Raw genomic sequence first — 24,457 nt, 5'->3', positions numbered from 1 at the left:
TGACGCCCCGAGCAACTGGCGCTGATTCGACAAAATCAGTCGCCCTCGTCGCCCCAGAATCTCGGCGTTCCGTCATCGTTGTATCCGAACGAAGGTTTGTCGGTCGGCGCTTCAGTAGTGCGATCGTCCTTCGTCGGTACGCTTTCACCGGTACTGACGCCCGGCCTGAATGACTCGATGAGGTCAAGCCAGTCGCCGGGTTCGCAGGTGGAATCGGCGTTGATGGTGATCATGTCGGAACGCTGGCCCGGGTTGAAGTCGATCGTCAAGAGCGCAACATGCGAGTCGGGTTTCTCCGCCTCGACGAGGACGTTGTCGACGTCCCCGGAATACGTACGCGTCTTGATATCCGACCACCCGTTCTCATCCAACCAGGCAGCGATCCGCTCACCTGCCTCCGCAGGTGAGCCCTCAAACCGCCACTCGAACGGCGTCGAACGCCCCAACCGGAACATATACCCATCATCCCCACACTGATCGGGACTGTCGCCGTATCCCTCAAGAGTCCACTCCCCATCGAACAGCTGCAGCTGCACATCCGCAACCGCAGCCTTGTAGGCAAAATTCACCTTACGGGCCTGGTCGAACAGTTCGTCACCCAACAACGCCGGTTCCCCGCATCCTGTAAGCATGGACAGAACTCCCGCCATCATCACCGCAACGGCGGCTGTTCGTCGGCCGTGCGTCACCTCATCCGCCCGTCTTCGAGATCGAGTGCGGTTGCCAGATCCATCACCGTCTGCTTGAAGGACTGCGACCGCGGATCGACGTAGCCAACAGACTCATCGTCCATCACGGGAACGGGGTCGCCGGTCGGCGAACTTTCGAACCCATCGATGAGGTAGTACCACTCCGTGCTGGCTTGCGAATTGTGGCCCTCAGTGCGCTCCCCATACTCGCCGTCACCGCTCCCGTACCCCGAAACGAACCCCCCATCTGCAGAGAACTCTTGCACACCCAAGATGGTGCGCGGGTCGACAGGGTGCTCCGAGACTGGCCATCGTCCGATGGGTGCGATGAAGTCGTCTGAGGCGTGGGTGGCGTTGACGGTGACGAGATTGCGTCTGATCAGGTTCTCCAGGTCCGCAGCCGTCTGCTCCGTGACGCCGGCCGATCCGTAAAGCCAGACGTTGTCGACGAGGCCAGGATTGTCAATGATCATCTGCGTACCCGCGGTTGTGCCCAGCGAGTGCAGTTCGAGGTTGCGTTGGGCTGAGGGGTTGGTCGTCTGGAATCCTCCGAGCAGCTGAGCGATGCGTTCGGCACCGCTGTCGGGGCGTTCGATGTTCCACACGTTGCCAGTCCCGCCCGAGTCCCACTCCATGAACAGCACCATAGCCGTGCTCCCCGTGACACCCTGATCCGCCAGTTCCTTGTCCAACGCGCTCTTCATAGAGATCGCGCTATCAGACCACTCGCCGAGATTTCCCATGTCTGTCTCGATGCCATGGGTGAGCGTGGTGATCTGGCTGGCCGTGTCCACATCGCCGAAACCCACGCTCGCCCGAGGGCTGCTGTCATCTGTCTCAAGGAACAGAGACAAAAGGCTAGTGTCAGGCTGGCCCTTCTCCCCGGCGGAGTCCAGCAAGTTCTGCAACGCCGCGAGCTGCTTCCGCTGTTCGACCGAGAGGTCGCCGGCGAGGAGGTCTTTCAGTGTTTCCCGGTTGAACTGGTTCTTCACTGTGGCGGGGATGCCGTTGAGGTTGCCGATCGCAGCAGGAGCGACCGCGAACAGGGAAGCGAGCGGCCCGGTCGCCCAGGCGCCGTCCGCGTCGAGGGTGGACTGATCTTCAAGGTTCTCGAAGAGGTACACCGCGCGCTGCGGGTCGACGAAACCGACGGCAGATGCGAAGTCAGGGTGCGCAGCCATCCACTTCTCTGCCTTGGAGCCGCTCGCAGCGCTGAGCCAGGCGATACGGTCCGCCACGGCATCCGAGATCGACTCCCGCAGATGCTCGGCAAGACCCGAAGTGATAGTCGGACCGCCCGGATACACGGCTTCCGCCTCACCCCAGTACGTCTGCGAAACACGAACCTCTTCGCCCCGCGCACCGCGCACGACATCACCACCGGAAATCCGCCCGAGCTCCCCGGCGATCCACGCTTCTTCGGCCTCGATGTCAGATCGCAGCTGCTCGATATCCCGCTTCAGATCAGTGACCGCCGTGTCTGCTGCGTCCTCGGCATCCGATGCGGCGCTGCGCTCATCTGCCGCCGTCGACGTTGCATCCGAGTCAGGATCGTCACGGTACGCGATCCAGTACGCGGAATCCGCATCCGATGAGGCTGAGACCGCATCGGCGTGCTGCTGATTCACCGTCGTGATGCGTTCGAGCAGCTCTTCGCGTCTCTTCTTCAACGTTGGCAGCGTGTTCATCGTCGCGTCACTGAGGACACGGCGCGCCTCGATCATCGCCGTCACGAACTCGCTCACAGCACCTCGTGCAGGATCGAGCATCGCGACAGCACCCTCGGCGCCGGTGATGTCGAACACCTCCGGCAGGTGCTGCCAGCGATCATGCGCGCTCGCCATCGTGGTCTCGAGCAGGCTCGCCGACGTCACGACGCCGTCACCGAGACTCTCGACCAGCGATGCGTCGAGGACGTTCGGGACGGTGGATGGATCGATCGCACTCATAGTGCCCTCGCTACCCCATCGGTCAGATACGCAGACGGGAGCGCGATGCCCCAAGCGTCTTCAGCACGCGACTGCGCTGCCTGTGTATCGGCGGCCATCTCCTCATCACCCGCGATGATCGCCGTCGTCGCAGCTCCGACCCCGGATGCGGCCGCGCTGACCTCGTGCATGATCTTTCCCGGTACGAGCGACCGTGATTCCATGAACGCCGCCCACGCGCTCGACAGAACCGTCCGCCCGTCAACGGACAGCGTCGACGTGGCAGACGCCGCCTCGCTGATGCCGTTCTGCGCCGATTCGAAATCCGGACCGAGGTCGTCGATGCCTGCGAGCACTCCGAGAACCCCGTCAGGATCGACTCGCCACTGACTCATCAGATGGGCAGCGCGGCGCGGCCTTGGGCGAGGGCGCGCAGGGCGATGTCGTCGTTCTGCTCGAGCGAACCACGGATCGCGGCGATCACACCACGCACCTGGTCACCCGCCTGCGTCCACTGCTGCTCGAGTGCCCCGTACTCCTCAGAGACACCGTCAGCCTGATAGTCGGCGAGAGCCGCGCGAACATCCTGATCACGACGCTGCAGCGCCGCCTCCAGGCGAGCCGCGACGTTCTCGAAATTGGACTGCACCGACTGAGACGCACCGACGTTGTAATCGTTGCGGTCGATCTGGTTACCGGTCATGACAAACCCTCCGTACCGTCGTTACGCGCGAGCCTCAGGCCGACGCCTGGCCCGAGATCCGTGCCAACACGGCCTCACCACTGAAATCCGCAGCACCCTGCGCCGCATCATGCGCGGCCGCACCATCCTCCGCCGCCGTGACGAACGCAAGATTCTGCCCCGAGATCGACGTGACGATCCCCGACAGCGCATTGTTCAACGCATTCGTGATCTGATCAGTGTTGGCCTTGAAATCGTTGAAACGAGCCTTCGCCGCACCATTGAACACACCCTCGAGCGGCTCCGCCGCATCGATCAGCTCGCGCACCAACGCCGTCAGATCCTCCGACTCGCTCTGCGACCGCTGCCCCAGCCGAACCAGCGTCTGCTCCTCCATAGCGAACTTCATATCGCCCCCCTGTCTACTCCGAACACACCAAGGCTAAGCCACCCGCACCAAAATGGCACCCCGTCACAACTTGTGTACGTGATTCCACGTACACCCCAGCCGTTCTACGTAGTGCCCCCGCGTTGGTGGGCGTGGACGCCACGTGTACGTGCGGCTGTGTACCATGACCGACGTGTCCTCTGCCATCGTCGAACCGCCGCGTGCCGCTTCTGTCGGCTCGCTCGTCATCGACGTGCTGGCAGCCCTCTTCATCGCCCTCATCGCCGCGCTGCTCTCCCCGGAGAACGCCGCCGTGACGGCCCCCGTGGGGGCAGCCATCGCCCTGGTCGGTCTCGTGCTCTGGCGTGGGATCCTGGGCGGGGGCATAGGTCATTCGATCATGCGGCTGCGCAGCATCGACACGATCACAGGGTTGCCGTCGTTCCGCGTGATGCGCACTGCGACTGTGCGCCGGGGCGGTGACGGCGACCCGTTCGCGTTGCGCGCTCACCCGGTCGTCTTCGCGAAGCCGCTGCCGGAACCGCGACGCAGGGAATCAGAAGGGTCGCACCTGCGGCTGCTCATCGACGACGGCACCACCCATCTCGTGCAGAACACAGCGATCATCGGCCGCAATCCCACTACCAAGGATCCGGCGGTTGCACTGATCGCGATTCCCGATCTCACGCGCACCATCTCACGTACCCACCTGCAGGTCGAGATCGCCGAAGGCGGGGTGGTCGTCACCGACCTGGGATCCAGCGGAGGCACCCTGCTCGACACCGATGAGGAACTGCCCCGGCATGTGCCGACGCCGATCCCGTGGGGCACAGCTCTCGTTCTCGGAACACGCCGTATCGTGTTCGAGCAACGCCGGCGCAGCGGGGAGGCCGCATGATCGACTACGACCAGACGCTCCTCGAATCGACCCGCACGCACCGCGAACGGCTGACGGCCGCGTTCGTGCACGGCGAACAGCGCAACCGCCGCACCGTGAACTCCAATCTCCGTCGGCTCACCGGGTCGATCGTGCTCGGCGCCGTGCTGTGCGCCGCATGCCTGGGCACCGGTTTCGTCCTCAACATCCTGCAGACCCAACGCGAAGACAAAGCCGTCGCCGCCTACCGTGCCGCGATCGCCGCGAGCCCGTTGGAACCCGGTGAGGGATTGGCCGAAGATCAGGACAGCGGCCTGCTGATCGACACGACGACGGGAACGCTCATCGACCCCCGCACCGGATTCGTGATCGATTCCGACACGGGCTGGGCGACCGACCCGCAAGGCCGGATCATCGATCCCCGCACCGGGTGGTTCGTCGACCCGGACACCGGCCTGCGCACCGACCCCGCCACCGGGGTGACCATCGACCCGGACACACTCGACGTCGTGGATTCCGAGTCAGACGGGAACAAATGATGGAGTACACACGCGTCACTGTGATCGGCACCCGCCAGAAAGCAGATCTCGTCCTCCCCGATGACCACCCCCTCGACGAACTCCTCCCGGAGATCGTCGATCTGCTGGACGAGCCGGTGGGCGACGGTTCACCGCTCGTCCTCACCTCGCTGCTCGGGCAGCCCGTAAGCTCTCGAGAGACTCTCGCCGCCCAGGGAATCGACCATGGTTCGATCCTGCGACTCGTCACCCACGACGAGGCCCCGCAGCCCCCGGACGTCGCCGATGTCACGGAGGCCGTCAGCGACGCCGCCAGCCGCCGGGCCGATCGGTGGACCCCCGCGCTCACCTCCCTCGCCCTCTCGGCCGTCGTCGCGGTCACGGCCGCGATCACCGGGCCACTCCTCCCCGCGACACCGGGCACCCTCACCGGCCTGCTCGTCACGTTCATCGGCGCGGTCGTAGGCTCCGCGCTTCTCGCACGTCGCGGCGTGATCGCGGGACGCAACGCGCTGCTCGGTCTCAGCCTGGGGCTGACGGTGCCCCTCAGCATGCTCGGCACACCCGCGGTCCTGCCCGCTGCGGCAGGCGAGTTGCTCGTCTCGGTCGCCGCCAGCGGGGTGCTTTTGTGGGTGGCTGTCGGGATCGTCATGGGCGCGGGTTCCCGACGCCGCGGCGTGGTCCCCGGCGCGGCGGTCGCCGTCGCGTTCGGCGCCGCGGTCGTCGTCGCTGCCGCCGGCGGGGCGCCAGTCATGGTCGCCGCCGCCGTGTGCGGGATCGTCGCGGTGATCGGTCTCGGCCTCGTCCCCGCACTCGCTCTCGCCGCCGCCGGCGTCGGGCGTCTCGACGACACCGCCATGTCCGGGTCGCCGGTGCGAGGTGGAGACATCGACGAGGCCATCGACGTCGCGTTCACCGCCCAGACGGCGCTGGTGCTCGCCCTCGCCGTCCCCGCAGCGGTCTCCATCGCTCTGCTCGGTGCGGGGGACGGATGGCAGGCGGGCCTCGCCGCCGCGCTGGCCCTGTTCCTCCTGACCCGCAGTCGGTTGTTCCCCCTAGCGATCGCCCGCGCCGCACTGCTGGCCGCCGCTTTGGTCCCGCTCGGTCTCACGCTCTTCAGCGGGACCGCCGACTCGACGACGCGCGCCGGCATCGGAGTCGTTGTCTGCGCGGTCCACGTGGTCGTCGCCCTGCTGAGCCCGTCTGCCGCCGCGCAGGCTCGCCTGCGTCGCCTGCTCGGTGTGCTCGAAGCGCTGACTGTGATCGCGATGATTCCGCTGCTGCTCGGCATCATGGGCGTGTTCGGCGACCTGCTGGGGACGTTCTCGTGACTCGGCTGCAGATGATCGCGCAGCTGTGGGATGGCGAGCATCACCGGCGCAGCATCGACGCGGAACGCACGCTACGTTCACCGCTGCCGGTGATCCGCCGTGTGGGATTCGCGTCCCTGCATGGCGGCACCGGCTGCACGACCGCCGCACACGCAGCGACGTCGATGCTCGCCGGCCGTCGTGACCGTGGCGTCCTCTTCGTCGATGCGACGGGCCGCACCACTCCGAGCGCAGCCCCCGTCCTTGGACCGGTGACGCTCCCCGCCCCGGTGTGGCCCGGCGGCGTCGACGCTTGGCGTGAACGGTGCGAACCCGAGTACCGCGAGAGGGAGATCACGATCACCGACTGGGGTGTGCTCGGCGCGCCTGAGCTGACCGCGGTCGCCGCACACTCCCATGTGCTGTGTCTGACGACCGGAGTAGAACGCCTCGCGGTGCAGCAGGCTGTGGATGTCGCCGCCGCCCTGATCGCCGCCGGAACCCCGACGCTGATCGTCGCGTCCGGACTCCGCGGACGGATCACTGCGGCGGCAAAGCGGATGCTGGCCTCGTCACCCATCCCCCAGGTCACGCTCCCCCACGACCGGCACGCCCACCCGTCCGGTGCGAGCACGCTCGCAGCGTCTGTTCTCGGAGCAGAGATCGTCCGCCTGTGCACCGCCCCGCGACACCTCGGGAGCGCCGCGTGACGAAATCGCTGTTCCACCGTCCCACTCGCATCACCGCCCCGCCGATGCCGCCGGACGCGGAGCTCATCCCCGCACCGCCGTCCCTGGAAGATCAGGGCGGAGCGATGCCCCTACAGTTCCTGCTGCCTCTGATCGGCGCCCTGTCATCGGTGATCATGATGGTCGTGCTCCGCAACGGCCAGCCGCTGTTCCTCGTGCTCGCCGCCGTGATCTTCGTCGTCGCCGTCGTCGGCGGGCTGGGATTCGCGCTGTCGTCGCGGGGCCGCGCCGCCCGCAAGGGCCGCACCCGCCGCGAGTTGTACCTCGACTATCTCGAGCGGCTCCGCACCGAGCTGCGCGAACGCGGAGACCGTGACCGTGCCGCCGCTCTCGCCGTGCACCCCGCCCCGGACGGCCTGGTCGAGATCATGCGGAATCCCGCTCGTCGGTGGGAACGGAGACGCACCGACGCCGACCACCTGTCCGCCCGGATCGGGCTCGCCGCGCGCCCCTGGTTCGCACTCAGCATCGCGACCCCGGAGTCTCCCCTGGAGCCCGCTGATCCGATCCTGCAACGGGAAGCCGAGATCGTCGCCCGCACCCTCGATGCTGTTCCCGAGATGCCGATCACCGCCGACCTCGACGACGCCTGGGTCGTGTCGGTCGTCGCCGAGCGCGACCGCGGCATGTCCGCTATCCGTTCCCTCATCGCCCAGCTCGCCACCGCCCACACCCCCGACGACCTCGCCCTCGCCGCCGCCTATTCGCCGGAGCACGCCGGCGACTGGGCCGGTTTCGACCTGCTTCCCCACGTCCAGGACACAGCGTTGTTCGACGGCCCCCTGCCCGCGCGTCGCATCGCCCCCGACCTCGCCCTTCTCGGCGACGTCCTCGCGGGCGAGCTGACCGCGCGCGCCGGTTCGGCCACCGGAGTCCAGCGTCGTGGCAGCGGCGAGATCCAGCGGGCGCGCCTGATCGTCGTCATCGATGATCACGGACGGGCGGCGTCCCGCCTGAGCAGCCCCGACCCGCACCTGCGGCTGCAGGACCTGAACGTCACCGTCGTCCACCTCCTCGCCGACCGGCTGCACGAACCCGACGATGTCGACGTGCGCATCACGATCGCAGAGAACGATGCGATCGTCACCCATCGCGCATCCTCTGCCGCCCCCGTGCCGGTGGCGTTCATCCCCGACGACACGCGCAGCGACACGCTGGTCGCGCTCGCCCGGTCGATGGCGGCGTTCCGCACCGTCCACGTCGCCGCCCGCGCCGACAGCGGCACCACGGATCCCCTGGACATCACCCGTCTCCTCGGCATCACCGACGTCGCCGACATCGACCCGACCGCGCTGTGGGCGCCCCGCTCCCCCAGCGCATTCCTGCGCGTGCCGTTCGGCACCGACGACAACGGGCGGCCCGTGTTCCTCGACCTGAAGGAGAGCGCTCAGGAAGGCATGGGCCCGCACGGGATCTGCGTCGGCGCGACCGGGTCGGGCAAATCGGAGATGCTCCGCACGCTTCTGCTGTCCCTCGCTCTCGTGCACCCGCCCGAGGATCTCAGCCTCCTCCTCGTCGACTACAAGGGCGGCGCAGCGTTCTCCCCGTTCCAGTCGCTGCCCCACGTCGCAGGACTCATCGACAACCTCGCCGCCGACCCGCAGCTGACCACGCGTGCACGTGCGTCTCTGCAGGGCGAGGTGCTCCGGCGCCAGCAGATGCTGAAAGACGCCGACTCCTCCCCCTCGATCACCCACTATCGCGAGCTGCGCAAGACCCGTCCCGACCTCGATCCGATGCCGCATCTGTTCATGGTGATCGACGAGTTCGGTGAGCTGCTGACCGCCGAACCGGAGTTCATCGACCTGTTCCTGCAGATCGGACGCATCGGACGCTCCATCGGCATCCACCTGCTACTGTCCAGCCAGCGCATCGAAGCCGGCAAGCTCCGCGGCCTCGACACCTACCTGTCTTACCGGCTGGGTCTGCGTACGTTCAGCGAGAGCGAATCCCACGTCGTCCTCGGCACCACCGACGCGTATCGCCTCCCAGCCCTCCCCGGCTACGGCATCCTCAAAGTCGACACATCGGTGTACCAGCGGTTCCGTGCTGGATTCGTCTCCGGACCGGTACCCGCCCGGTCCGCGCCCGTCACCACCGACGGCGAGCGGAATCGGGTCTTCCGTCTCCCGCTGTACAACGGCATCTCCCAGGACACGGATGACGGTCCGGTCCCGGCCCCCGCGCTCTCCGCACCGGAAATGGGTGAACTGTTCATCGACGAGGCCGTGACACGCCTGCGAGCCGACGACCGCACAGTCACCTCGGCGTGGTTGCCGCCGCTCCCGGAACGACTCGCCCTCGGACAGATCCTCGGCGAGCAGGATGCCGCGACGGATCTCGAGCTGCCCATCGGGCTGATCGACGACCCCGCGCATCAGACGCAGTCCCCGTGGATCCTCGATCTCACCCGCGGCGGCGGACACCTCGCCATCATCGGCAGCCCGCAATCGGGACGCGGCACGCTCCTGCGCACCATCGCCGTCTCCCTCGCTTTGACTCGCACGCCCAAGGACGTCGCCATCTATGGGATGGACCTCGCCGGTGGCGGTCTGCGCCGTCTGGAGCCGTTCCCGCACGTCGGCGGCGTCGCGACCCGCTCCGACCCCGCTCGGATGCGACGCCTGATCGAAGAACTCGAAGCGATGCTCACCACCCGCGAACAGATCTTCAAGGACACCGGGATCGATTCGGTCTCGCAGCTGCGGTCCCGGCACGCATCAGGACAGATCCCGCAGCTCGCGTCTGCCGAGATCGTCGTCCTCGTGAACGGGTACGGCGCCCTGCGTCAGGAGTTCGATGACTTGGATGCCGCGTTCACCGCGATCATGATCCGTGCCGCGAACTACGGGGTCCACATCGTCGTCGCCCTGTCCCGCTGGAGCGAACTGCGCATCGCTCATCAATCCCTGTTCGGCAGAAAGATCGAGATGCGCCTCAACGACGCCGGAGATTCCCAGGTCGACCGGAACCTCGCACGCACCATCCGCGCTGCGGCTCCCGGCCGCGCCCTCAGCGACAACGGACTCATCGGCCAGGTCGCCCTTCCGGTCCTGGAGGCCGCAGACGAAGGCGAACTCGGAGACGCCGTCGAGACGCTGGGGCACCGCGTCGCCGCTTCCTGGTCCGGCCCATCCGCGGCGCCCATCCGACTGCTCCCGCAGGACCTCGACCCGGACCAGCTCCCCGAGGCCGTCGACGAGCCGGACTCCGTCCCGTTCGGCCTCCGGCAGGACACCATGGAACCCGCGTTCTGGGAGTTCACCCGCTCCGACCAGCACCTCCTCGTGTTCGGCGACGCCCGCAGCGGCAAATCCAGCACGCTCCGCATGATCGTCGCTGGGCTCATCGAGCGGTTCACTCCGGACGAACTCGCCATCGCCGTCGTCGACTCCCGTGGGCATGTCGGAGAGACGATCCCCGACGCCTATCTCGCGGCGCACGCCCGCACCACCGCTCAAACGTCAGGGCTCGCATCCTCCATCGCCACCGAGCTCTCCCGCCGCCCGAGCCTCGACCCCGCCGCCCTCGCGGCCGCACCCCGCGTCGTCCTGATCGTCGACGACCACGACATCATGAGCGCCGGCGGCATCGAACACCTCACGGCCCTCGCCGCGCACCTGCCCACCGCCCGGGACACCCGTTTCCACATCATCCTGTCCCGCCCGGTGGCCGGATCCGTGAGAGCGATGTACAGCCCGTTCCTTCAGGGGATCCGAGACACCGGCGGGGCCCTCCTGCTCCTGTCTGGCGACCGCAGCGAGGGACAGATCCTTCCCCGCGTGCACGCCGAACGCTTCCCCCCAGGACGTGGCCGCTACGTCCGCCGCGGCGAGTCCCCGCACGTCGTCCAGGTCGCCCACATGCCCGGGAGAACCGAGCAGACACGATGACGACCGTGACCTTCCTCGGTGCGAGCGGCGGCACCGGCACCACCACGCTCGCCGCGCTCAGCCTGCACCTCCTCATCAGCCATGGCGTCCGCCTGCCCACCGTCATCGCAGAAGACTCGGCAGCGTTCGACCGACGATTCGGGCTCGCGCTCCCGCCTGCCCCGGCAAGCGCACACCAGCTCATCGACGGGGGACGCTACGACGAGCGCAAAGCCGCCTCCGCCCTCACGAACGGCTACCTCGTCCTGGTCGGCGCTCAATCGACCCACGGGGTGAACGCCCTCCATGAGCGGGTCACCGACGTCACTGCCCGCTTCGGCCTCGGAGCGGAGCCGCGCACCTTGCCCGTGATCACCTCTGCGTTCGGACGACGCAGGTCCTCCTCTCACGACGTACCCGTTCAGATGCGCCTGCCATACGACAGCGCACTCGCGGCGGGCGGACCCCTGTCGGCCGCCATGCCGCACCTGAGCGCCCGCGCGCGCGCAGCGCTGGCGCAACGATGGACACGATGGGTCCTGGAGACGTTCGCGCTTCGCTGACCGGGCGATGATCCCTCGCCCGTCGTCTAGCGTGGACGCATGATCACCCGTGAACTCGCCGTCGCCCTTCGCGACGCCGGGCTGGCCTGGCACCCCGCCGAGGGCGACCGCTTCCAGCTCGACCTCCCCGACGACGTCGAACTCGAAGCCGAGGCCGACGTGTTCACGGTCAGCGAGATGACGATCGAGGCGCGCCAGACGCCCAGCGGCACCGACCTCGCCTTCAACGGCACCACCGAGTGGGCGCTCGACGCGGTGACTCTGGCCGACGCCGTGTGGCTGCCGCGAGAGGATCAGCTCCGCGAACTCCTGCGGGGCACGTTCCGCCGCCTCAGCCGTCTCGACGACGCGTTCGAGGTCGTGGTCGAGATCGCCGGCGAGACGCTGCGGTACGAGCATCCCGACCCTTCGGAGGCCTACGGCCGAGCGCTCCTCGAGCTGATCTCGCGCTCGCACTGACCCCACCCCTTGCACGGCGCGGGCCCTCGTGTCAGAATTACCTAACGATCGGTCAGTAAACAGATCGAGAGTTGAGGAGTCGACGATGACGAGCCCCGCAGACCTGTCTCTCGTGGATGGCGAGCTCAGCGAAGAGGAGCGCCTGTTCGACGAACTCGTCGCGAACGAGCAGCGGATCGAGCCGCGTGACTGGATGCCCGACGCGTACCGCAAGACGCTCATCCGCCAGATCAGCCAGCACGCGCACTCGGAGATCATCGGCATGCAGCCGGAGGGCAACTGGATCACCCGAGCTCCGAGCCTCAAGCGCAAAGCGATCCTGATGGCGAAGGTGCAGGACGAAGCCGGTCACGGCTTGTACCTCTACTCCGCCGCGCAGACTCTGGGCATCACTCGCGACGAGATGATGGAGCAGCTCATCACCGGTCGTGCCAAGTACTCCTCGATCTTCCACTATCCGACCCCGACATGGGCCGACATGGGCGCAATCGGCTGGCTCGTCGATGGCGCAGCGATCTGCAACCAGGTGCCGCTGTGCCGCGCCTCCTACGGCCCCTACGGCCGGGCGATGGTGCGCGTCTGCAAGGAGGAGTCGTTCCACCAGCGGCAGGGTTTCGAGATCCTGCTCACTCTCATGCAAGGCACCGACGAACAGCGCCAGATGGCTCAGGATGCCGTGAACCGCTGGTACTGGCCGAGCCTCGCGATGTTCGGCCCTCCCGACGACCAGTCCCCGAACTCCGCCCAGTCGATGAAGTGGAAGATCAAGCGATTCTCGAACGATGAGCTGCGCCAGCGCTTCGTCGGCATGCTCGTGCCGCAGGCCGAGATCCTCGGCGTGACCCTTCCCGATCCCGAGCTGCGGTGGAACGAGGAGACGGGACGGTACGACATGGGCGAGATCGACTGGGACGAGTTCTTCGAGGTGCTCCGCGGCAACGGCCCCTGCAACGCCGAGCGCCTCGAGCGGCGCCGCACCGCGCATGAAGACGGCGCCTGGGTGCGCGAGGCCGCGGCCGCGTACGCCGACAAGCAGGCTGCCAAGGCGGTGGCGTGATGGCGACACCGGGTGCGGCCCCTTCGGCAGGCTCAGGGACCCGGAAAGAAGTGTGGCCGCTGTGGGAGGTGTTCGTGCGCGCGAACCGTGGACTCAGCCATGTGCACGTGGGGTCGCTGCACGCGCCGGATGCCGAGATGGCGATCCGCAACGCACGCGATCTGTACACGCGCCGCGGCGAAGGCGTGTCGATCTGGGTCGCTCCCGCCGACGCGATCACCACGAGCGATCCCGACGCCAAGGGCGCCTACTTCGAGAGCTCCGCGGGCAAGAACTACCGTCACGCGGTGTACTACACCGCGTCCGAGGGGGTGCCGCACCTGTGAACAGTGACGTGCACGGAGACGTCTCCGTCGACGAGCTGCAGCTCAGCGACGAGCTGACCGGAACCGGCGAGATCCCGGCATCCGCCGACGTCGCCGAGTACGCCCTCCGGCTGGGCGATGACGCGCTCATCCTCTCGCAGCAGCTCGGCGCCTGGATATCCCGTGCGCCCGAGCTGGAAGAGGACGTCGCCCTGGCCAACATCGCACTCGATCTGCTGGGGCATGCCCGCTCGCTGCTGCGCTACGCGGGTGCCTTCGACGGACGCACGGAGGATGATCTCGCCTACTTCCGCGACGAGCCGGAGTTCCGCAGCGCCTGGATCGTGGAGCAGCCCAACGGGGGCTTCGCGCAGACCATCGCGCGGCAGTTCGTCGTCTCGACCTACATGTTCGAGCTGTACTCCGCGCTGCGGATGAGTACCGATCGAACCTTCTCCGCCGTCGCGGAGAAGGCGCTCAAAGAGGTCGACTACCACCGCGACCATGCGGTGCAGTGGATGCTGCGCCTCGCGGGAGGTACGGAGGAATCGCGTGCCCGGATCATTCGGGCGACGACCGACGTCTGGCCTTACGTCGACGAGCTGTTCCGCGACGACGAACTGATCGAGCGTCTTGGCGATGCGGCGGCGCGGCCGTCGACACTGCGACCCGGGTTCGACGCCGTCGTGAACACCGTGTTCGTCGAAGCGCAGCTCGACATCCCCGCAGTCGCGGCCTCATCGGCCGGCGGCCGGCGCGGCGCGCACGCCACGCCCTTCGGACATCTCCTCGCGGAGATGCAGGTGCTCGCCCGACGGCATCCGGGGGCGACATGGTGACCCTTCGCCGGGCTCAGGGACTCACACAGGAGGATGCCTGGCGGATCGCCGCATCCGTCGCCGACCCTGAGGTGCCCGTGCTCACGATCGAGGATCTCGGCGTGCTGCGCGCCCTCGAGGTGAGCGGGGAGCGCGTCCGCGTCGAGATCACGCCGACGTACAGCGGGTGTCCGGCGATGGACACCATCCGCGACGACCTCGTGCTGGCGCTCACCGCCGCGGGTTGGGCCGATGTCGACGTGCGGTTGGTGCTCTCCCCCGCGTGGACTACGGACTGGATGTCGGATGCCGGCAAGCGCAAGCTCGAGGAGTACGGGATCGCGCCTCCTTCCGGGCGCGCAGCGCTCGGCTCTTCGAACGGCCCCATCCGTCTCGCGATCAGCGTTCGGTGTCCTCGGTGCGGCTCACTCGACACCCGCGAGGTCTCACGCTTCGGCTCCACCTCCTGCAAGGCTCTGTTCGAGTGCCGCGCCTGCCTCGAGCCCTTCGACCATTTCAAGGTGCACTGAGATGTCTCTGTTCACCTCGGTCACGGCATCCGCTCCGCTCCCCGAACCGACCAGGAGCGCGCCGCGTTCCCGCGCTCGCTTCCACACGCTCACGGTCGCCGCGGTGCGCCCGCTCACGGAGGACTCGATCGAGGTGACGTTCACGGTGCCTCCCGAGCTCGCCGACGAGTACGACCATCTGCCCGGGCAGCACGTCGCGCTGCGCATCGATCTCGAGGGCGTCGAGGTACGGCGCTCGTACTCGCTGTGCAGTCCACCCGCGCATCGCGCAGACGGCGAAGCCACGAGCTTCAGCGTCGCGGTCAAGCGCGACGAAGGCGGCGCGTTCTCGACCTGGGCGCAGACGGGCCTGCACCCGGGCTTCGAGATCGATGTGATGAGCCCTCAGGGCACGTTCACGTCGGTGCTCGACGAGCTCGACCACCGTCACATCGTCGGCGTCGCCGCCGGATCCGGCATCACTCCGCTGATGGCTCTGGCCCAGACCGTGCTGCGACGGTCCGACACCTCGCGGTTCACGCTGCTCTACACGAACCGATCGACGCTCGACGTGATGTTCCTCGAAGAGCTCGCCGACCTGAAGGACCGCTACCCCACGCGCCTCACCCTGCACCACGTCCTCTCCCGCGAGCAGCGCGCGGCGCCGGTGCTGTCGGGTCGGCTCGACGAGGACAGACTGCGGCTGATCTTCGGCGCGCTGATCCCCCCGGACGACGTCGACGAGTGGTTCCTGTGCGGGCCGCTGGCGCTCGTCGATGTATGCAGAGATGTGCTCGCCGACCTCGGCGTCGCCCGCGAGCACATCCGCTTCGAGCTCTTCACGACCGGCGAAGAACCGCTCAGAACCGCTCGCCCCGTGCAGGCTCGGGAGGGTGAGAAGACCGTCCGGATCGAGGTCACGCTCGACGGTGTCTCATCCACGGTGCAGAGCCCCGTCGGCGCCCACGAGTCGGTTCTGAACGCCGCGCTGCGGGTGCGCCCCGACGCCCCGTTCGCGTGCGCGGGCGGAGTCTGCGGCACCTGTCGTGCGCGGGTGATCGAGGGCAGCGTGACGATGACCGAGAACTACGCCCTCGAACCCGACGAGATCGCGCGCGGCTTCGTGCTCACCTGCCAGTCCCACCCCACCAGCGACCGCGTCGTGGTCGACTACGACGTCTGAGGAGCACCGTTGATCGATCTCGCCATCGCGGACGATGTCGCCACCGTCGTCCTGAACGCCCCCGCGAAGCTCAACGCGCTCGATGAGCAGGCTCTGCTCGAACTCGCAGCCGCGTACGACGACGCGGAGGCATCGGGCGTGCGCGCCCTCGTGCTGCGCGGCGAAGGGCGCGCGTTCTGCGCCGGCCGCGACATCTCGGGAGTGGATCCGCGGGATGACGATGTGATCGGCTTCCTCAGCGGGCTCGTGACCCCGTTGCTGCAGAGGATGTCGCGGTTCCCCGCCCCGACGTTCGCGGTCGCGCACGGCGCCTGCCTCGGTGTCGGATTGGGGCTGCTGATCGCGACAGACGTCGTCTATGTCGCGGAGTCGGCCAAGATCGGATCGCCCTTCGCTGCACTGGGCGCGACACTCGATTCGGGCGGGCACGCGTTCTTCCTCGACCGGCTCGGCGCCCACAAGACCCTCGATCTCATCTACACCGGCCGGCTCATGAGCGGCACGGAGGCGGTGGAGGCGGGGCTGTTCTCGCGGGTGCTCCCCGACGACCAGGTCGTGCAGGCGACGGTGGATGCTGCGTCCGCTGCCTCTCGCGGCGCCACTGCCGCCTTCCTGGCGAGTAAGCAGCTGATCTCACGCATCCGCGACGAGCGGCTCTCCCTCTGGGACTCGGTCGCGATCGAGAACGCCGCGCAAGCCGCTCTGTGCGACACCTCCGACTACCGCGAGGGCTTCGCCGCGTTCCAGGAGAAGCGACGGCCCGAGTTCCGCGGGCGCTGACGGCCGGGCCGCCCGAAAACCCATCCGCCGTTCGGTGGGTGGTCGAAAACGCATCGAAAGGCCCGTCTCAGAAGCGATTCTGACCGCCGACCGAAGCGGGGACGGGCGCGCGGCCCCGAGCGCACGCAGCGTGAACAGAAAAACGAGCACCGATGTCGGATGCCGGTGGGACAATGCGTGCATGAGGCTCTCCGAGGTGGTCGCCACGGCCGACGAGGTCGCGGCCACACCGTCACGACTCGCGAAGATCGACGCTCTCGCGCAGCTGCTGAAAAGAGCGGATGGCGACGAGATCCTGCCGCTCGTCGGCATCCTGCTCGCGGCTCCGCGCCAGGGCCGCCTCGGCGTGGGCTGGCGCGGACTCAGCGCTCTCGAGGTCGCGCCGGCCGACGACGACACGCTCGCAGTCGCCGACGTCGACGAGTTCTTCGAGGCGCTGGCCGCGGCATCCGGAACGGGCTCGACGGCCGCACGCACAGAGATCCTGACCGGATTCGCGGGCAGGGCGACCGCCGCCGAGTGGGACTTCGTGATGCGGGCGATGCTCGGAGAGCTGCGCACCGGCGCTCTCGCGGGAGTGCTGCTCGACGCGATCGCACGCGCATCCGACCGCCCGATCGCATCCGTGCGCCGCGCCGCCATGCTCTCCGGCGACCTCGGCGTCACGGCGGCGATCGCCCTCACCGGAAGCGCGGAGGAGCTCGAGGCGGTAGGGCTCGTCGTCGGCCGTCCGGTGCTGCCGATGCTGGCGTCGACCGCCGCCACGGCGAGCGCTGCGCTCGAGATCACGGGCCCTGCATCAGTCGAGTACAAGCTCGACGGCGCCCGCATCCAGGTGCACCGCCACGGCGACGAGGTGCACGTCTTCACGCGCAGCCTCGCCGACGTCACCCATCGCGTGCCGGAGATCGTCGAGATCGTGCGCGGGCTCCCGGTGCACGATGTGATCCTCGACGGCGAGACGCTGTCGCTCGATGAAGACGGCGGCCCGCGTCCGTTCCAGGAGACGATGTCGCGGTTCGGCGCCGATGTATCGCGCGAGCTCGTGCTGCGTCCGTGGTTCTTCGACGTGCTGCACGTCGACGGCCGCGATCTTCTCGACGAGCCGCTGGCCACGCGCCTCGCCGAACTCGATCGGTTCGCCTCAGAGTGGCGCATGCCCGGCATCGTGACGGACGACGCGACAGCCGCAGAGCGGCTCGCCCGCGACGCCCTCGCCGCAGGACACGAGGGGGTCGTGGTCAAGGGCGTCGACGCACCCTACGCTGCAGGCCGCCGGGGCAAGTCCTGGGTGAAGGTCAAGCCCGTGCTCACGTTCGACCTGGTCGTGCTCGGCGCCGAGTGGGGATCGGGCCGCCGCCGCGGCTGGCTCTCCAACCTCCACCTCGGCGCGCGCGACGCCGACGGAGAGTTCGTCGAGCCGGGCGGATTCGTGATGGTCGGCAAGACGTTCAAGGGCCTGACCGACGAGCTGCTGCGCTGGCAGACCGAGACGTTCCCCGACTACGAGGAGCGGCGCACCGCATCCGCTGTCTTCCTGCGGCCTGCCCTGGTCGTCGAGATCGCGATCGACGGCGTGCAGCGCTCGCCGCGCTACCCCGGCGGCATCGCCCTGCGCTTCGCCCGTGTCAAGGGCTACCGGCCCGACAAGACACCGGCCGATGCCGACACGATCCAGTCGCTGCGCGCGCTGCTGCGCGGCTGACACTCGCCCCGGACCCACCGTCGCGCCTGTGCGAAAAGTCGGAGTTCGCTGCCGACACGCCGCACGCGAGCGCGCAGAGGCGCCGTGTCGGGGTGAAAGTCCGACTTTTCACGCGCATCAGGATGCGGCGACAGTGGTCACGCAGTCGGCGGCAGCCCCAGGTCTTCTTCGCGCACAGTGCCCTGGAACGACCACGGGAAGTTGATCCAGAGGTCCGTGTCCTTCCAGGCGTAGTCGGGCTGGATGATCGTCGTGGGCTTCGTGTAGATCGTGACCGAGCGCACATTGGCGCCCTTGTCCTTCAGCAGCTGCACGGCCAGCGCGAGCGTCTTGCCCGAGTCGGCGACATCGTCGACGAGCAGCACCCGGCGACCGTCGAGGTATGCCATGTCGAGCTCAGGAGGCAGCACCTCGGGCGCATCGAGCACGGTGCCGATGCCCGTATAGAACTCGACATTGATCGCGCCGCAGTTCTTGGCGCCGAGTCCGTAGGCGATCGCGCCGGCAGGCAGCAGACCGCCCCGGGCGATCGCCACGACGACCTCGGGCTCGAAGCCACTGCTCAGGATGCTGCGCGCGAGATCTCTCGTCGCCATTCCGAAGCCGTCCCACGTGAGCGTCTCGCGCTCGTTCGATGCATCCGTCATCGTCCTATTCTCCTGCATCGACGAGTGCGGAAACGCCCGGGTCCGCCGATCAGTCGAGGCGGGTGACCTCGACCTCGACGAACAGCTCCGACGCGCTGGGCCCGGCGTACACGCCGCGCAGCGGCGCGACGTCTCCGTAGTCGCGGCCGTGTCCGACGTACACGTGCGATTCACCGATCTCGACGAGGTTCGTCGGGTCGTATCCGCGCCACTCCCCCGAGTACCACTCGACCCACGCGTGCGACTCCCCGATGACCGGCTGACCGATCGCCGCCGTCGGGTCGGGATGCAGGTAACCCGAGACGTAGCGGGCCGGGATGCCTGCGGCCCGGAGCACTCCGAGCGCGACATGAGCGATGTCCTGGCAGACGCCGGATCGCGCGGGCCAGGCATCCCGGGCCGTCGAGTTCACCCCCGTCACACCGCTTCGGTACTCCATCGCCTCGCCGACGACGCGGCAGATCTCGAAGGCGGTGTCGTCGACGTCGCCGCCCTCCGCCTCGATGCGCAGTGCGAGTTCGCGCATCTCCTCGTCCGGAGCGGTCGCGGGTGTCTGCGTGACGCATTCGGCCAGTGACAGCGAGAGCGGGATCCGCGCGGCGAGCTCGTCCCAGTCGATCGCGGTCGTGGTCTGCGGCACCGGGCGCACGTCCACGATGCTCGTCGCCGTCACCGAGAGCAGCTCGTGAGGTGTGAGCACCTCGAACGTCGACACCCTGGTGTCCCAGAAGTCGGCATAGGAGTGCTGGGTCGCCGGCGGTGAGATCTCGAGTGCCGCCTGCAGCACGAACTGCCCCTCCCGGGAGTGCGGCAGCATCCGCGCCTCGTTGTACGAGGCCGTCGCCGGCCGCTCGTACCGGAATCCCGTTCGGTGCACGACCCGCAGCCGGCTCACAGCGCCTCTCCGATCCACACCGGCATCGCGATCGACGGGAAGTACCGCTCTCTGATCGCATCGCTCGCCATCGACATGCCCACCTGCACCTCTTCCATGCTCTCCGACAGGCCGTGCACGATGTCTCCGATCGGCCGGTACTCCAGCTCTGAGCGCATCCGTCCCAGCACGCGATGCGCGCGGTCCGGCGCACCGAAGGCGCTCGCGGGATCGATGCCGCGGAGGCATTCCTCGGCCTGGAGGATGCTGGAGAGCACCGACCGCGGGAACAGCCGGTCGACAAGCAGGAACTCCACAGCGGATGCCGCAGACGGCATGGCGCGGTGGCTGCGCAGATGCGCCTCGTACGCGCCGCAGCTGCGCAGCAGAGTCGTCCAGCTGGGACCGGCGGCGTCGGTCAGCGAACGAGTCGCGAGCAGACGTGCCGTCATGTCCACCCGCTCGATCGAGCGCCCGAGCACGAAGAACTGCCACGCCTCGTCGCGGCTCATCGAGGAGTCGACGACGCCGAAAGCGAGCGCCGAACGGTCGCGCACCCATCGGAAGAACGGGTGCGTCTTGTCGAAGGGGATGCGTCGTGGCATCCGCGCGTTCGACTCGTTGAGCGTCTCCCACAGATCGGTCGAGATGATCTCCCTGGCGCGCCGGGCGTTCTCGCGCGCGGCGGCGATCGAATGCGCGATCGAGGCGGAGTGCTCACGGTCGAGCGCGAGCAGCCGCACGACGTCATCGCGTCCGAGCGCCGCGTCCGACTCCGCCGTCGTACCCATCACCGACAGCAGCGCGCGGCAGGCGGTGTCTTCGTCGACCCAGGGATCTTCGAGCAGGAGCTGCAGGTGCACATCGAGGATGCGCGCTGTGCCGTCGGCCCGCTCGACGTAGCGACCGATCCAGAACAGCGCCTCAGCGATGCGGCTCAGCATGATGCACCACCCTGCTGGTGTTGCTGCTGCTGTTGCTGTTGCTGCTGGTGACGGGCCTCGAGATCCTCGTCTTGCGGCGACGAGAGGAACGGCGGGTGCGGGTCCTCCCGAGGCGGCGCGACGACCGCGATCGCCCCTGTGGCGAGCGAGACCTCGTCGGCCGCGGCCTCCTCCGCGGCGATCGTGCTCGCCGGGCCTGTGAACAACGACGGGTCGAGTACCCAGGTGTCCTTGGAGCCGCCGCCCTGGCTGGAGTTCACCACGAGCTGACCTTCCGGAAGCGCGACCCTCGTCAGCCCGCCGGGGAGCACCCAGATGTCCTGGCCGTCGTTGACAGCGAACGGGCGGAGGTCGACGTGCCGCGGCCGGAATCCGTCTTCGACGAGCGTGGGGATGGTCGACAGCTGCACGACCGGCTGTGCGATCCAGCCGCGAGGGTCGGCCAGCAGCGCACGGCGCAGAGACTCGAGCGTCTCGCGAGAGGCGTCCGGGCCGACCACGAGGCCCTTGCCGCCGGAGCCGTCCACGGGCTTGATCACGAGCTCGTCGAGCCGGTCGAGCACCTCCTCCAGCGCAGCCGGCTCCTCCAATCGCCAGGTGTCGACGTTCGGGAGGATCGGCTCCTCGCCCAGGTAGTAGCGGATGAGTTCGGGCACGTAGGTGTAGACGAGCTTGTCGTCGGCCACGCCGTTGCCCACGGCGTTCGCGATCGTGACGTTCCCGAGGCGCGACGCGAGCATGAGCCCCGGAGCGCCGAGGACGGAGTCGGGGCGGAAGTGCTGCGGATCGAGGAATTCGTCGTCGACGCGCCGGTAGATCACGTCGACCTTGGTGGGGCCCGCGGTCGTGTGCATCCAGACCCGCCCTCCCGAGCAGAACAGGTCTCGCCCTTCGACCAGCTCGACCCCCATCATGCGGGCGAGCAGAGTGTGCTCGTAGTACGCCGAGTTGTGCACCCCCGGGGTGAGCACGACGACATTGGGGTCGCCGACGCCGTCGGGGGCTGCGGCGCGCAGCGCCTGCAGCAGGCGGCCCGGATAGTCGACCACGGGCCGCACGCGCAGGCTCGTGAACAGTTCGGGGAGCGTCTGCGCCATGACCCGGCGGTTCGCGAGCACGTAGCTCACGCCGCTCGGCACCCGGACGTTGTCCTCGAGCACGCGCCAGTCGCCGCGCTCGTCGCGGATGACGTCGATCCCGGCGACGTGGATGCGCACTCCGTTCGCTCCCACGATCCCGGCGGCCTGACGGTGGAAGTGCGAGGACGAGCTGATCAGGGATGCCGGGATGATCCCGTCGAGGACCGCGAGCTGCGGGCCGTAGACATCGGCGAGGAACGCCTCCAGTGCCCTGACCCGCTGCTTCACCCCCGACTCGACGTACCGCCAGTCATCCGCGGCGATCACCCGGGGCACCACGTCGAGCGGGAACGGCCGCTCCTCGCCGGCGAAGTCGAAAGTGACGCCCTGGGCGAGATACGAACTGGCCAGAGCATCCGTCCGTGCCCGAAGCTCGGCGCCGTCCATGCCGGCGAGCGCCGGGAACAGGTCGCGATACGGGGTGCGCACGTCCGCTTGGTCCGGCGTGGGCGTGCGGAACATCTCGTCCCAGGGCTGCGCCCCGGATCGCCCCGTGACTCGACGTGAGGTGTATCCGTTGAACAGCGGCTCCATGTCCGCATGCTTCCCTGTCGCGGTTTCGCGGGTGTTACGACCCCGCGACAGCCCCGCGACAAGCCCCGCCGCGGTAAGATGCTGGGGTCCGGTCTTCACACAGGCCGGTGCCTGAAAAAGAGGCACGAAGCCCCTCGCACGGTCGCGCGGGCGAGACACATACGGAATCCGCACCGTCTCCGTCCCTGTCTCGAAAGGCTTCTGCATGCCCACCGTCTCCGCACACGTCGCCCTCACGCTCGCCCAGCACATCGACGCCGTCTTCGGCGTGATGGGCAACGGGAACGCCTACTTCCTCGACGCGATCGAGAAGCAGACGGATGCGGTCTTCACCGCCGTCCGCCATGAACAGGGCGCCGTCGTCGCCGCTGACGCGCACTTCCGCGCCTCCGGGCGCATCGCCGCCGGCACGTCGACCTACGGCGCGGGCTTCACGAACACCATCACCGCGCTCGCCGAGGCCGTGCAGGCGCACGTGCCGCTCGTGCTCGTGGTCGGTGACGAGCCGACATCGGGCCCCCGCCCGTGGGACGTCGACCAGATCGCGCTGGCGTCGGCCGTCGGCGCCCGCACCTACACGGTCGGGCGAACGGACGCCGCCGCCACGACCGTCATCGCGATCGAGCACGCTCTCACTTATCGGGTTCCCGTCGTCCTGGCGATCCCCTACGACGTCGCCGCCCTTGAGGCGGGCGTCGTGCCCTCGGCTCCTTCGCCGCGGATCCCCGCTCCGCTCGCTCCTCGCGGCGAGTATGCCGAGGGGATGCTCGACGAGATCGCCGCCGCGCTGCGCGGGGCCTCCCGCCCGTTCCTCCTGGCCGGCCGCGGAGCCTGGCTCGCGGATGCCGGCTCGGCGCTGGGCGAACTCGCGGCCCTCACCGGCGCGCTGACCGCCTCGTCGGCGCTCGGTCGTGGAGTCTTCCCCGACAGCCGGTACGACCTCGGCGTGACGGGCGGCTTCGGCGCCGACGGCGCGATGGAGCTGATCCGCGAGGCTGACGTCGCCGTCGTCTTCGGCGCCTCGCTCAACCAGTTCACGATGCGCTTCGGAGAGCTGTTCGCGCCCGGCACTCGCGTGTTCCAGATCGACACCGCGCCGACGGCGACGCATCCGCACGTGGGCGGATACGTGCGGGCCGACGCGCGCGTCGCGGCCGAAGCGCTCGTCGAACGGCTCGGCCGCCCTTCGACGAGCGCAGAAGCCCGGACCACTGTCTCGGTCACTGAGGCTGCCGACGCGCGCGGGGCCCGAAACCTCCATCTGTCGCCGTGGCGGGAGACGGTCGACGTCGCCGGGTCGCGCGCCTACGAGACCGGTGACGACCTCGCCGCCGACGGGCGCCTCGACCCGCGCTCCGCCGCTCGAAGGATCGCCGAGCTGCTGCCGGAGGATCGGGTCGTCGTCTCGGACGGCGGGCACTTCATCGGGTGGGCGAACATGTACTGGCCGGTCGCTGCGCCCGACCGCATGATGATGGTCGGCACCGCATTCCAGTCGATCGGTCAGGGCTGGCCTAGCGTCGTCGGCGCCGCCCTCGCGCGGCGCGACTCGACCATCGTCCTCACCAGCGGCGACGGCGGCGGCCTCATGGCGATCGCCGACCTCGAGTCCGCGGTGCGTGCGGCCGGGGGGCGCGGCATCGCGGTGATCTGGAACGATGCCGCCTACGGCGCCGAGGTCAACCTGTACGGCTTGAAGGGCCTCGCCGAAGGCCCGATGCGCATCCCCGAGGTCGACTTCGCCGCGTTCGGTGCAGCCGTGGGCGCCGAAGGCGTCGTCGTGCGCACTCTGGCCGATCTCGACAGGCTCGGTGAGTGGGCGCAGGAGAATGCCGCGACCCGTCGGTTCCTGCTGCTCGACCTGCGCATCTCGGGCGATGTCATCGCCCCGTACCAGCAGGAGATCATCCGCGTGAACTCCTGAGGC

General features: G+C 68.5%; 24 protein-coding genes. 15 read left to right on the top strand and 9 right to left on the bottom strand.

The features are described 5' to 3' along the window. Positions 1-35 precede the first annotated feature (35 nt). The 5 genes from QFZ53_RS08480 to QFZ53_RS08460 all read right to left on the bottom strand — a co-directional run bounded on the left by QFZ53_RS08480 (position 36) and on the right by QFZ53_RS08460 (position 3,696). A complete protein-coding gene (locus tag QFZ53_RS08480) occupies positions 36-689 on the bottom strand; it encodes a hypothetical protein (protein WP_307295431.1) in 654 nt (217 codons plus the stop codon). Next, entirely contained in the window at positions 686-2,434 is a 1,749-nt protein-coding gene (locus QFZ53_RS08475) for an alpha/beta hydrolase (protein WP_307295429.1), read from the bottom strand. Before QFZ53_RS08475 ends, QFZ53_RS08480 begins: the two co-directional genes overlap by 4 nt. Positions 2,435-2,634: 200 nt before the next feature. Continuing rightward, on the bottom strand, positions 2,635-3,012 hold the full coding sequence (locus QFZ53_RS08470; RefSeq protein ID WP_307295428.1) for a DUF6507 family protein: 378 nt from the start codon (positions 3,010-3,012) through the stop codon (positions 2,635-2,637). After that, positions 3,012-3,320, bottom strand: a complete 309-nt coding sequence (locus tag QFZ53_RS08465; protein WP_045258057.1) for a pore-forming ESAT-6 family protein — start codon at positions 3,318-3,320, stop codon at positions 3,012-3,014. Before QFZ53_RS08465 ends, QFZ53_RS08470 begins: the two co-directional genes overlap by 1 nt. A 34-nt stretch (positions 3,321-3,354) precedes the next feature. Then, positions 3,355-3,696 carry a hypothetical protein gene (locus QFZ53_RS08460; RefSeq protein ID WP_307295422.1) on the bottom strand — a complete coding sequence of 114 codons (342 nt, stop codon included), beginning with the start codon at positions 3,694-3,696 and terminating at the stop codon, positions 3,355-3,357. Positions 3,697-3,880: 184 nt separating this feature from the next. On the opposite strand from QFZ53_RS08460, the gene QFZ53_RS08455 reads away from it, so the two are divergent. From QFZ53_RS08455 to QFZ53_RS08390, 14 genes are all read left to right on the top strand, one after another. Next, positions 3,881-4,585 (top strand): FHA domain-containing protein, encoded by a 705-nt coding sequence (locus tag QFZ53_RS08455; protein ID WP_307295420.1) that lies wholly within the window; start codon positions 3,881-3,883, stop codon positions 4,583-4,585. Then, positions 4,582-5,103 (top strand): hypothetical protein, encoded by a 522-nt coding sequence (locus QFZ53_RS08450; protein WP_307295418.1) that lies wholly within the window; start codon positions 4,582-4,584, stop codon positions 5,101-5,103. Before QFZ53_RS08455 ends, QFZ53_RS08450 begins: the two co-directional genes overlap by 4 nt. Further along, on the top strand, positions 5,100-6,413 hold the full coding sequence (gene eccD, locus QFZ53_RS08445) for a type VII secretion integral membrane protein EccD (protein WP_307295415.1): 1,314 nt from the start codon (positions 5,100-5,102) through the stop codon (positions 6,411-6,413). The genes QFZ53_RS08450 and eccD overlap by 4 nt, the downstream gene beginning before the upstream one ends. Beyond that, positions 6,410-7,102, top strand: a complete 693-nt coding sequence (locus QFZ53_RS08440) for a hypothetical protein (RefSeq protein ID WP_307295414.1) — start codon at positions 6,410-6,412, stop codon at positions 7,100-7,102. Before eccD ends, QFZ53_RS08440 begins: the two co-directional genes overlap by 4 nt. After that, complete coding sequence (gene eccCa / locus QFZ53_RS08435; RefSeq protein ID WP_307295412.1) at positions 7,099-11,034, top strand: type VII secretion protein EccCa; 3,936 nt, start codon at positions 7,099-7,101, stop codon at positions 11,032-11,034. Before QFZ53_RS08440 ends, eccCa begins: the two co-directional genes overlap by 4 nt. Further along, the gene (locus tag QFZ53_RS08430; protein ID WP_045258051.1) at positions 11,031-11,576 is read left to right on the top strand and encodes a hypothetical protein; all 546 of its coding nucleotides are present in this window, start codon (positions 11,031-11,033) and stop codon (positions 11,574-11,576) included. The genes eccCa and QFZ53_RS08430 overlap by 4 nt, the downstream gene beginning before the upstream one ends. 39 nt (positions 11,577-11,615) lie before the next feature. After that, a complete protein-coding gene (locus tag QFZ53_RS08425) occupies positions 11,616-12,035 on the top strand; it encodes a pilus assembly protein CpaE (RefSeq protein ID WP_307295408.1) in 420 nt (139 codons plus the stop codon). An 85-nt stretch (positions 12,036-12,120) separates the two neighbouring features. Then, entirely contained in the window at positions 12,121-13,092 is a 972-nt protein-coding gene (gene paaA, locus QFZ53_RS08420) for a 1,2-phenylacetyl-CoA epoxidase subunit PaaA (RefSeq protein WP_307295405.1), read from the top strand. Beyond that, entirely contained in the window at positions 13,092-13,418 is a 327-nt protein-coding gene (gene paaB, locus QFZ53_RS08415; protein ID WP_292906485.1) for a 1,2-phenylacetyl-CoA epoxidase subunit PaaB, read from the top strand. Before paaA ends, paaB begins: the two co-directional genes overlap by 1 nt. After that, positions 13,415-14,236, top strand: coding sequence for a 1,2-phenylacetyl-CoA epoxidase subunit PaaC (paaC, locus tag QFZ53_RS08410; RefSeq protein ID WP_307295403.1), 822 nt, complete (start codon positions 13,415-13,417; stop codon positions 14,234-14,236). Before paaB ends, paaC begins: the two co-directional genes overlap by 4 nt. Further along, positions 14,230-14,745 carry a 1,2-phenylacetyl-CoA epoxidase subunit PaaD gene (gene paaD / locus QFZ53_RS08405; protein ID WP_307295400.1) on the top strand — a complete coding sequence of 172 codons (516 nt, stop codon included), beginning with the start codon at positions 14,230-14,232 and terminating at the stop codon, positions 14,743-14,745. The genes paaC and paaD overlap by 7 nt, the downstream gene beginning before the upstream one ends. Before the next feature lies 1 nt (position 14,746). Next, the gene (gene paaE / locus QFZ53_RS08400) at positions 14,747-15,907 is read left to right on the top strand and encodes a 1,2-phenylacetyl-CoA epoxidase subunit PaaE (protein WP_307295398.1); all 1,161 of its coding nucleotides are present in this window, start codon (positions 14,747-14,749) and stop codon (positions 15,905-15,907) included. 9 nt (positions 15,908-15,916) lie between these two features. Beyond that, a complete protein-coding gene (locus tag QFZ53_RS08395; protein ID WP_307295396.1) occupies positions 15,917-16,687 on the top strand; it encodes an enoyl-CoA hydratase/isomerase family protein in 771 nt (256 codons plus the stop codon). A gap of 181 nt (positions 16,688-16,868) precedes the next feature. Further along, on the top strand, positions 16,869-18,392 hold the full coding sequence (locus QFZ53_RS08390) for an ATP-dependent DNA ligase (RefSeq protein WP_307295395.1): 1,524 nt from the start codon (positions 16,869-16,871) through the stop codon (positions 18,390-18,392). Between the two features lie 137 nt (positions 18,393-18,529). On the opposite strand, the gene QFZ53_RS08385 is transcribed toward QFZ53_RS08390, so the two are convergent. The 4 genes from QFZ53_RS08385 to QFZ53_RS08370 are packed head-to-tail and all read right to left on the bottom strand — an operon-like array spanning position 18,530 to position 22,530. Further along, positions 18,530-19,039 (bottom strand): phosphoribosyltransferase, encoded by a 510-nt coding sequence (locus QFZ53_RS08385; protein WP_307295394.1) that lies wholly within the window; start codon positions 19,037-19,039, stop codon positions 18,530-18,532. A 49-nt stretch (positions 19,040-19,088) separates the two neighbouring features. Beyond that, positions 19,089-19,934, bottom strand: a complete 846-nt coding sequence (locus QFZ53_RS08380; protein ID WP_292906475.1) for a transglutaminase family protein — start codon at positions 19,932-19,934, stop codon at positions 19,089-19,091. Further along, positions 19,931-20,857, bottom strand: coding sequence for an alpha-E domain-containing protein (locus QFZ53_RS08375; RefSeq protein WP_292906474.1), 927 nt, complete (start codon positions 20,855-20,857; stop codon positions 19,931-19,933). Before QFZ53_RS08375 ends, QFZ53_RS08380 begins: the two co-directional genes overlap by 4 nt. Next, complete coding sequence (locus tag QFZ53_RS08370; RefSeq protein ID WP_307295391.1) at positions 20,851-22,530, bottom strand: circularly permuted type 2 ATP-grasp protein; 1,680 nt, start codon at positions 22,528-22,530, stop codon at positions 20,851-20,853. The genes QFZ53_RS08375 and QFZ53_RS08370 overlap by 7 nt, the downstream gene beginning before the upstream one ends. 205 nt (positions 22,531-22,735) lie before the next feature. Here QFZ53_RS08370 and QFZ53_RS08365 point away from each other — a divergent pair, with 205 nt between their 5' ends. Then, positions 22,736-24,454, top strand: a complete 1,719-nt coding sequence (locus QFZ53_RS08365; protein ID WP_307295389.1) for a thiamine pyrophosphate-binding protein — start codon at positions 22,736-22,738, stop codon at positions 24,452-24,454. The last annotated feature ends 3 nt before the right edge of the window (positions 24,455-24,457 follow it).

Source organism: Microbacterium natoriense, assembly GCF_030816295.1.
Taxonomy (GTDB): domain Bacteria; phylum Actinomycetota; class Actinomycetes; order Actinomycetales; family Microbacteriaceae; genus Microbacterium; species Microbacterium natoriense_A.
This window is presented reverse-complemented; position numbering and strand designations above follow the sequence as displayed.

What these genes read in the sequence shown, in the direction of transcription:
- eccD (WP_307295415.1), top strand. Translation starts at nt 5,100, where the DNA reads ATGATGGAGTACACACGCGTCACTGTGATCGGCACCCGCCAGAAAGCA.
- paaB (WP_292906485.1), top strand. Translation starts at nt 13,092, where the DNA reads ATGGCGACACCGGGTGCGGCCCCTTCGGCAGGCTCAGGGACCCGGAAA.
- QFZ53_RS08375 (WP_292906474.1), bottom strand. Translation starts at nt 20,857, where the DNA reads ATGCTGAGCCGCATCGCTGAGGCGCTGTTCTGGATCGGTCGCTACGTC.
- QFZ53_RS08390 (WP_307295395.1), top strand. Translation starts at nt 16,869, where the DNA reads ATGAGGCTCTCCGAGGTGGTCGCCACGGCCGACGAGGTCGCGGCCACA.
- QFZ53_RS08430 (WP_045258051.1), top strand. Translation starts at nt 11,031, where the DNA reads ATGACGACCGTGACCTTCCTCGGTGCGAGCGGCGGCACCGGCACCACC.
- QFZ53_RS08460 (WP_307295422.1), bottom strand. Translation starts at nt 3,696, where the DNA reads ATGGAGGAGCAGACGCTGGTTCGGCTGGGGCAGCGGTCGCAGAGCGAG.
- QFZ53_RS08365 (WP_307295389.1), top strand. Translation starts at nt 22,736, where the DNA reads ATGCCCACCGTCTCCGCACACGTCGCCCTCACGCTCGCCCAGCACATC.
- QFZ53_RS08385 (WP_307295394.1), bottom strand. Translation starts at nt 19,039, where the DNA reads ATGACGGATGCATCGAACGAGCGCGAGACGCTCACGTGGGACGGCTTC.
- QFZ53_RS08450 (WP_307295418.1), top strand. Translation starts at nt 4,582, where the DNA reads ATGATCGACTACGACCAGACGCTCCTCGAATCGACCCGCACGCACCGC.
- QFZ53_RS08370 (WP_307295391.1), bottom strand. Translation starts at nt 22,530, where the DNA reads ATGGAGCCGCTGTTCAACGGATACACCTCACGTCGAGTCACGGGGCGA.
- QFZ53_RS08465 (WP_045258057.1), bottom strand. Translation starts at nt 3,320, where the DNA reads ATGACCGGTAACCAGATCGACCGCAACGATTACAACGTCGGTGCGTCT.
- paaA (WP_307295405.1), top strand. Translation starts at nt 12,121, where the DNA reads ATGACGAGCCCCGCAGACCTGTCTCTCGTGGATGGCGAGCTCAGCGAA.
- QFZ53_RS08470 (WP_307295428.1), bottom strand. Translation starts at nt 3,012, where the DNA reads ATGAGTCAGTGGCGAGTCGATCCTGACGGGGTTCTCGGAGTGCTCGCA.
- paaD (WP_307295400.1), top strand. Translation starts at nt 14,230, where the DNA reads ATGGTGACCCTTCGCCGGGCTCAGGGACTCACACAGGAGGATGCCTGG.
- paaE (WP_307295398.1), top strand. Translation starts at nt 14,747, where the DNA reads ATGTCTCTGTTCACCTCGGTCACGGCATCCGCTCCGCTCCCCGAACCG.
- QFZ53_RS08425 (WP_307295408.1), top strand. Translation starts at nt 11,616, where the DNA reads ATGATCACCCGTGAACTCGCCGTCGCCCTTCGCGACGCCGGGCTGGCC.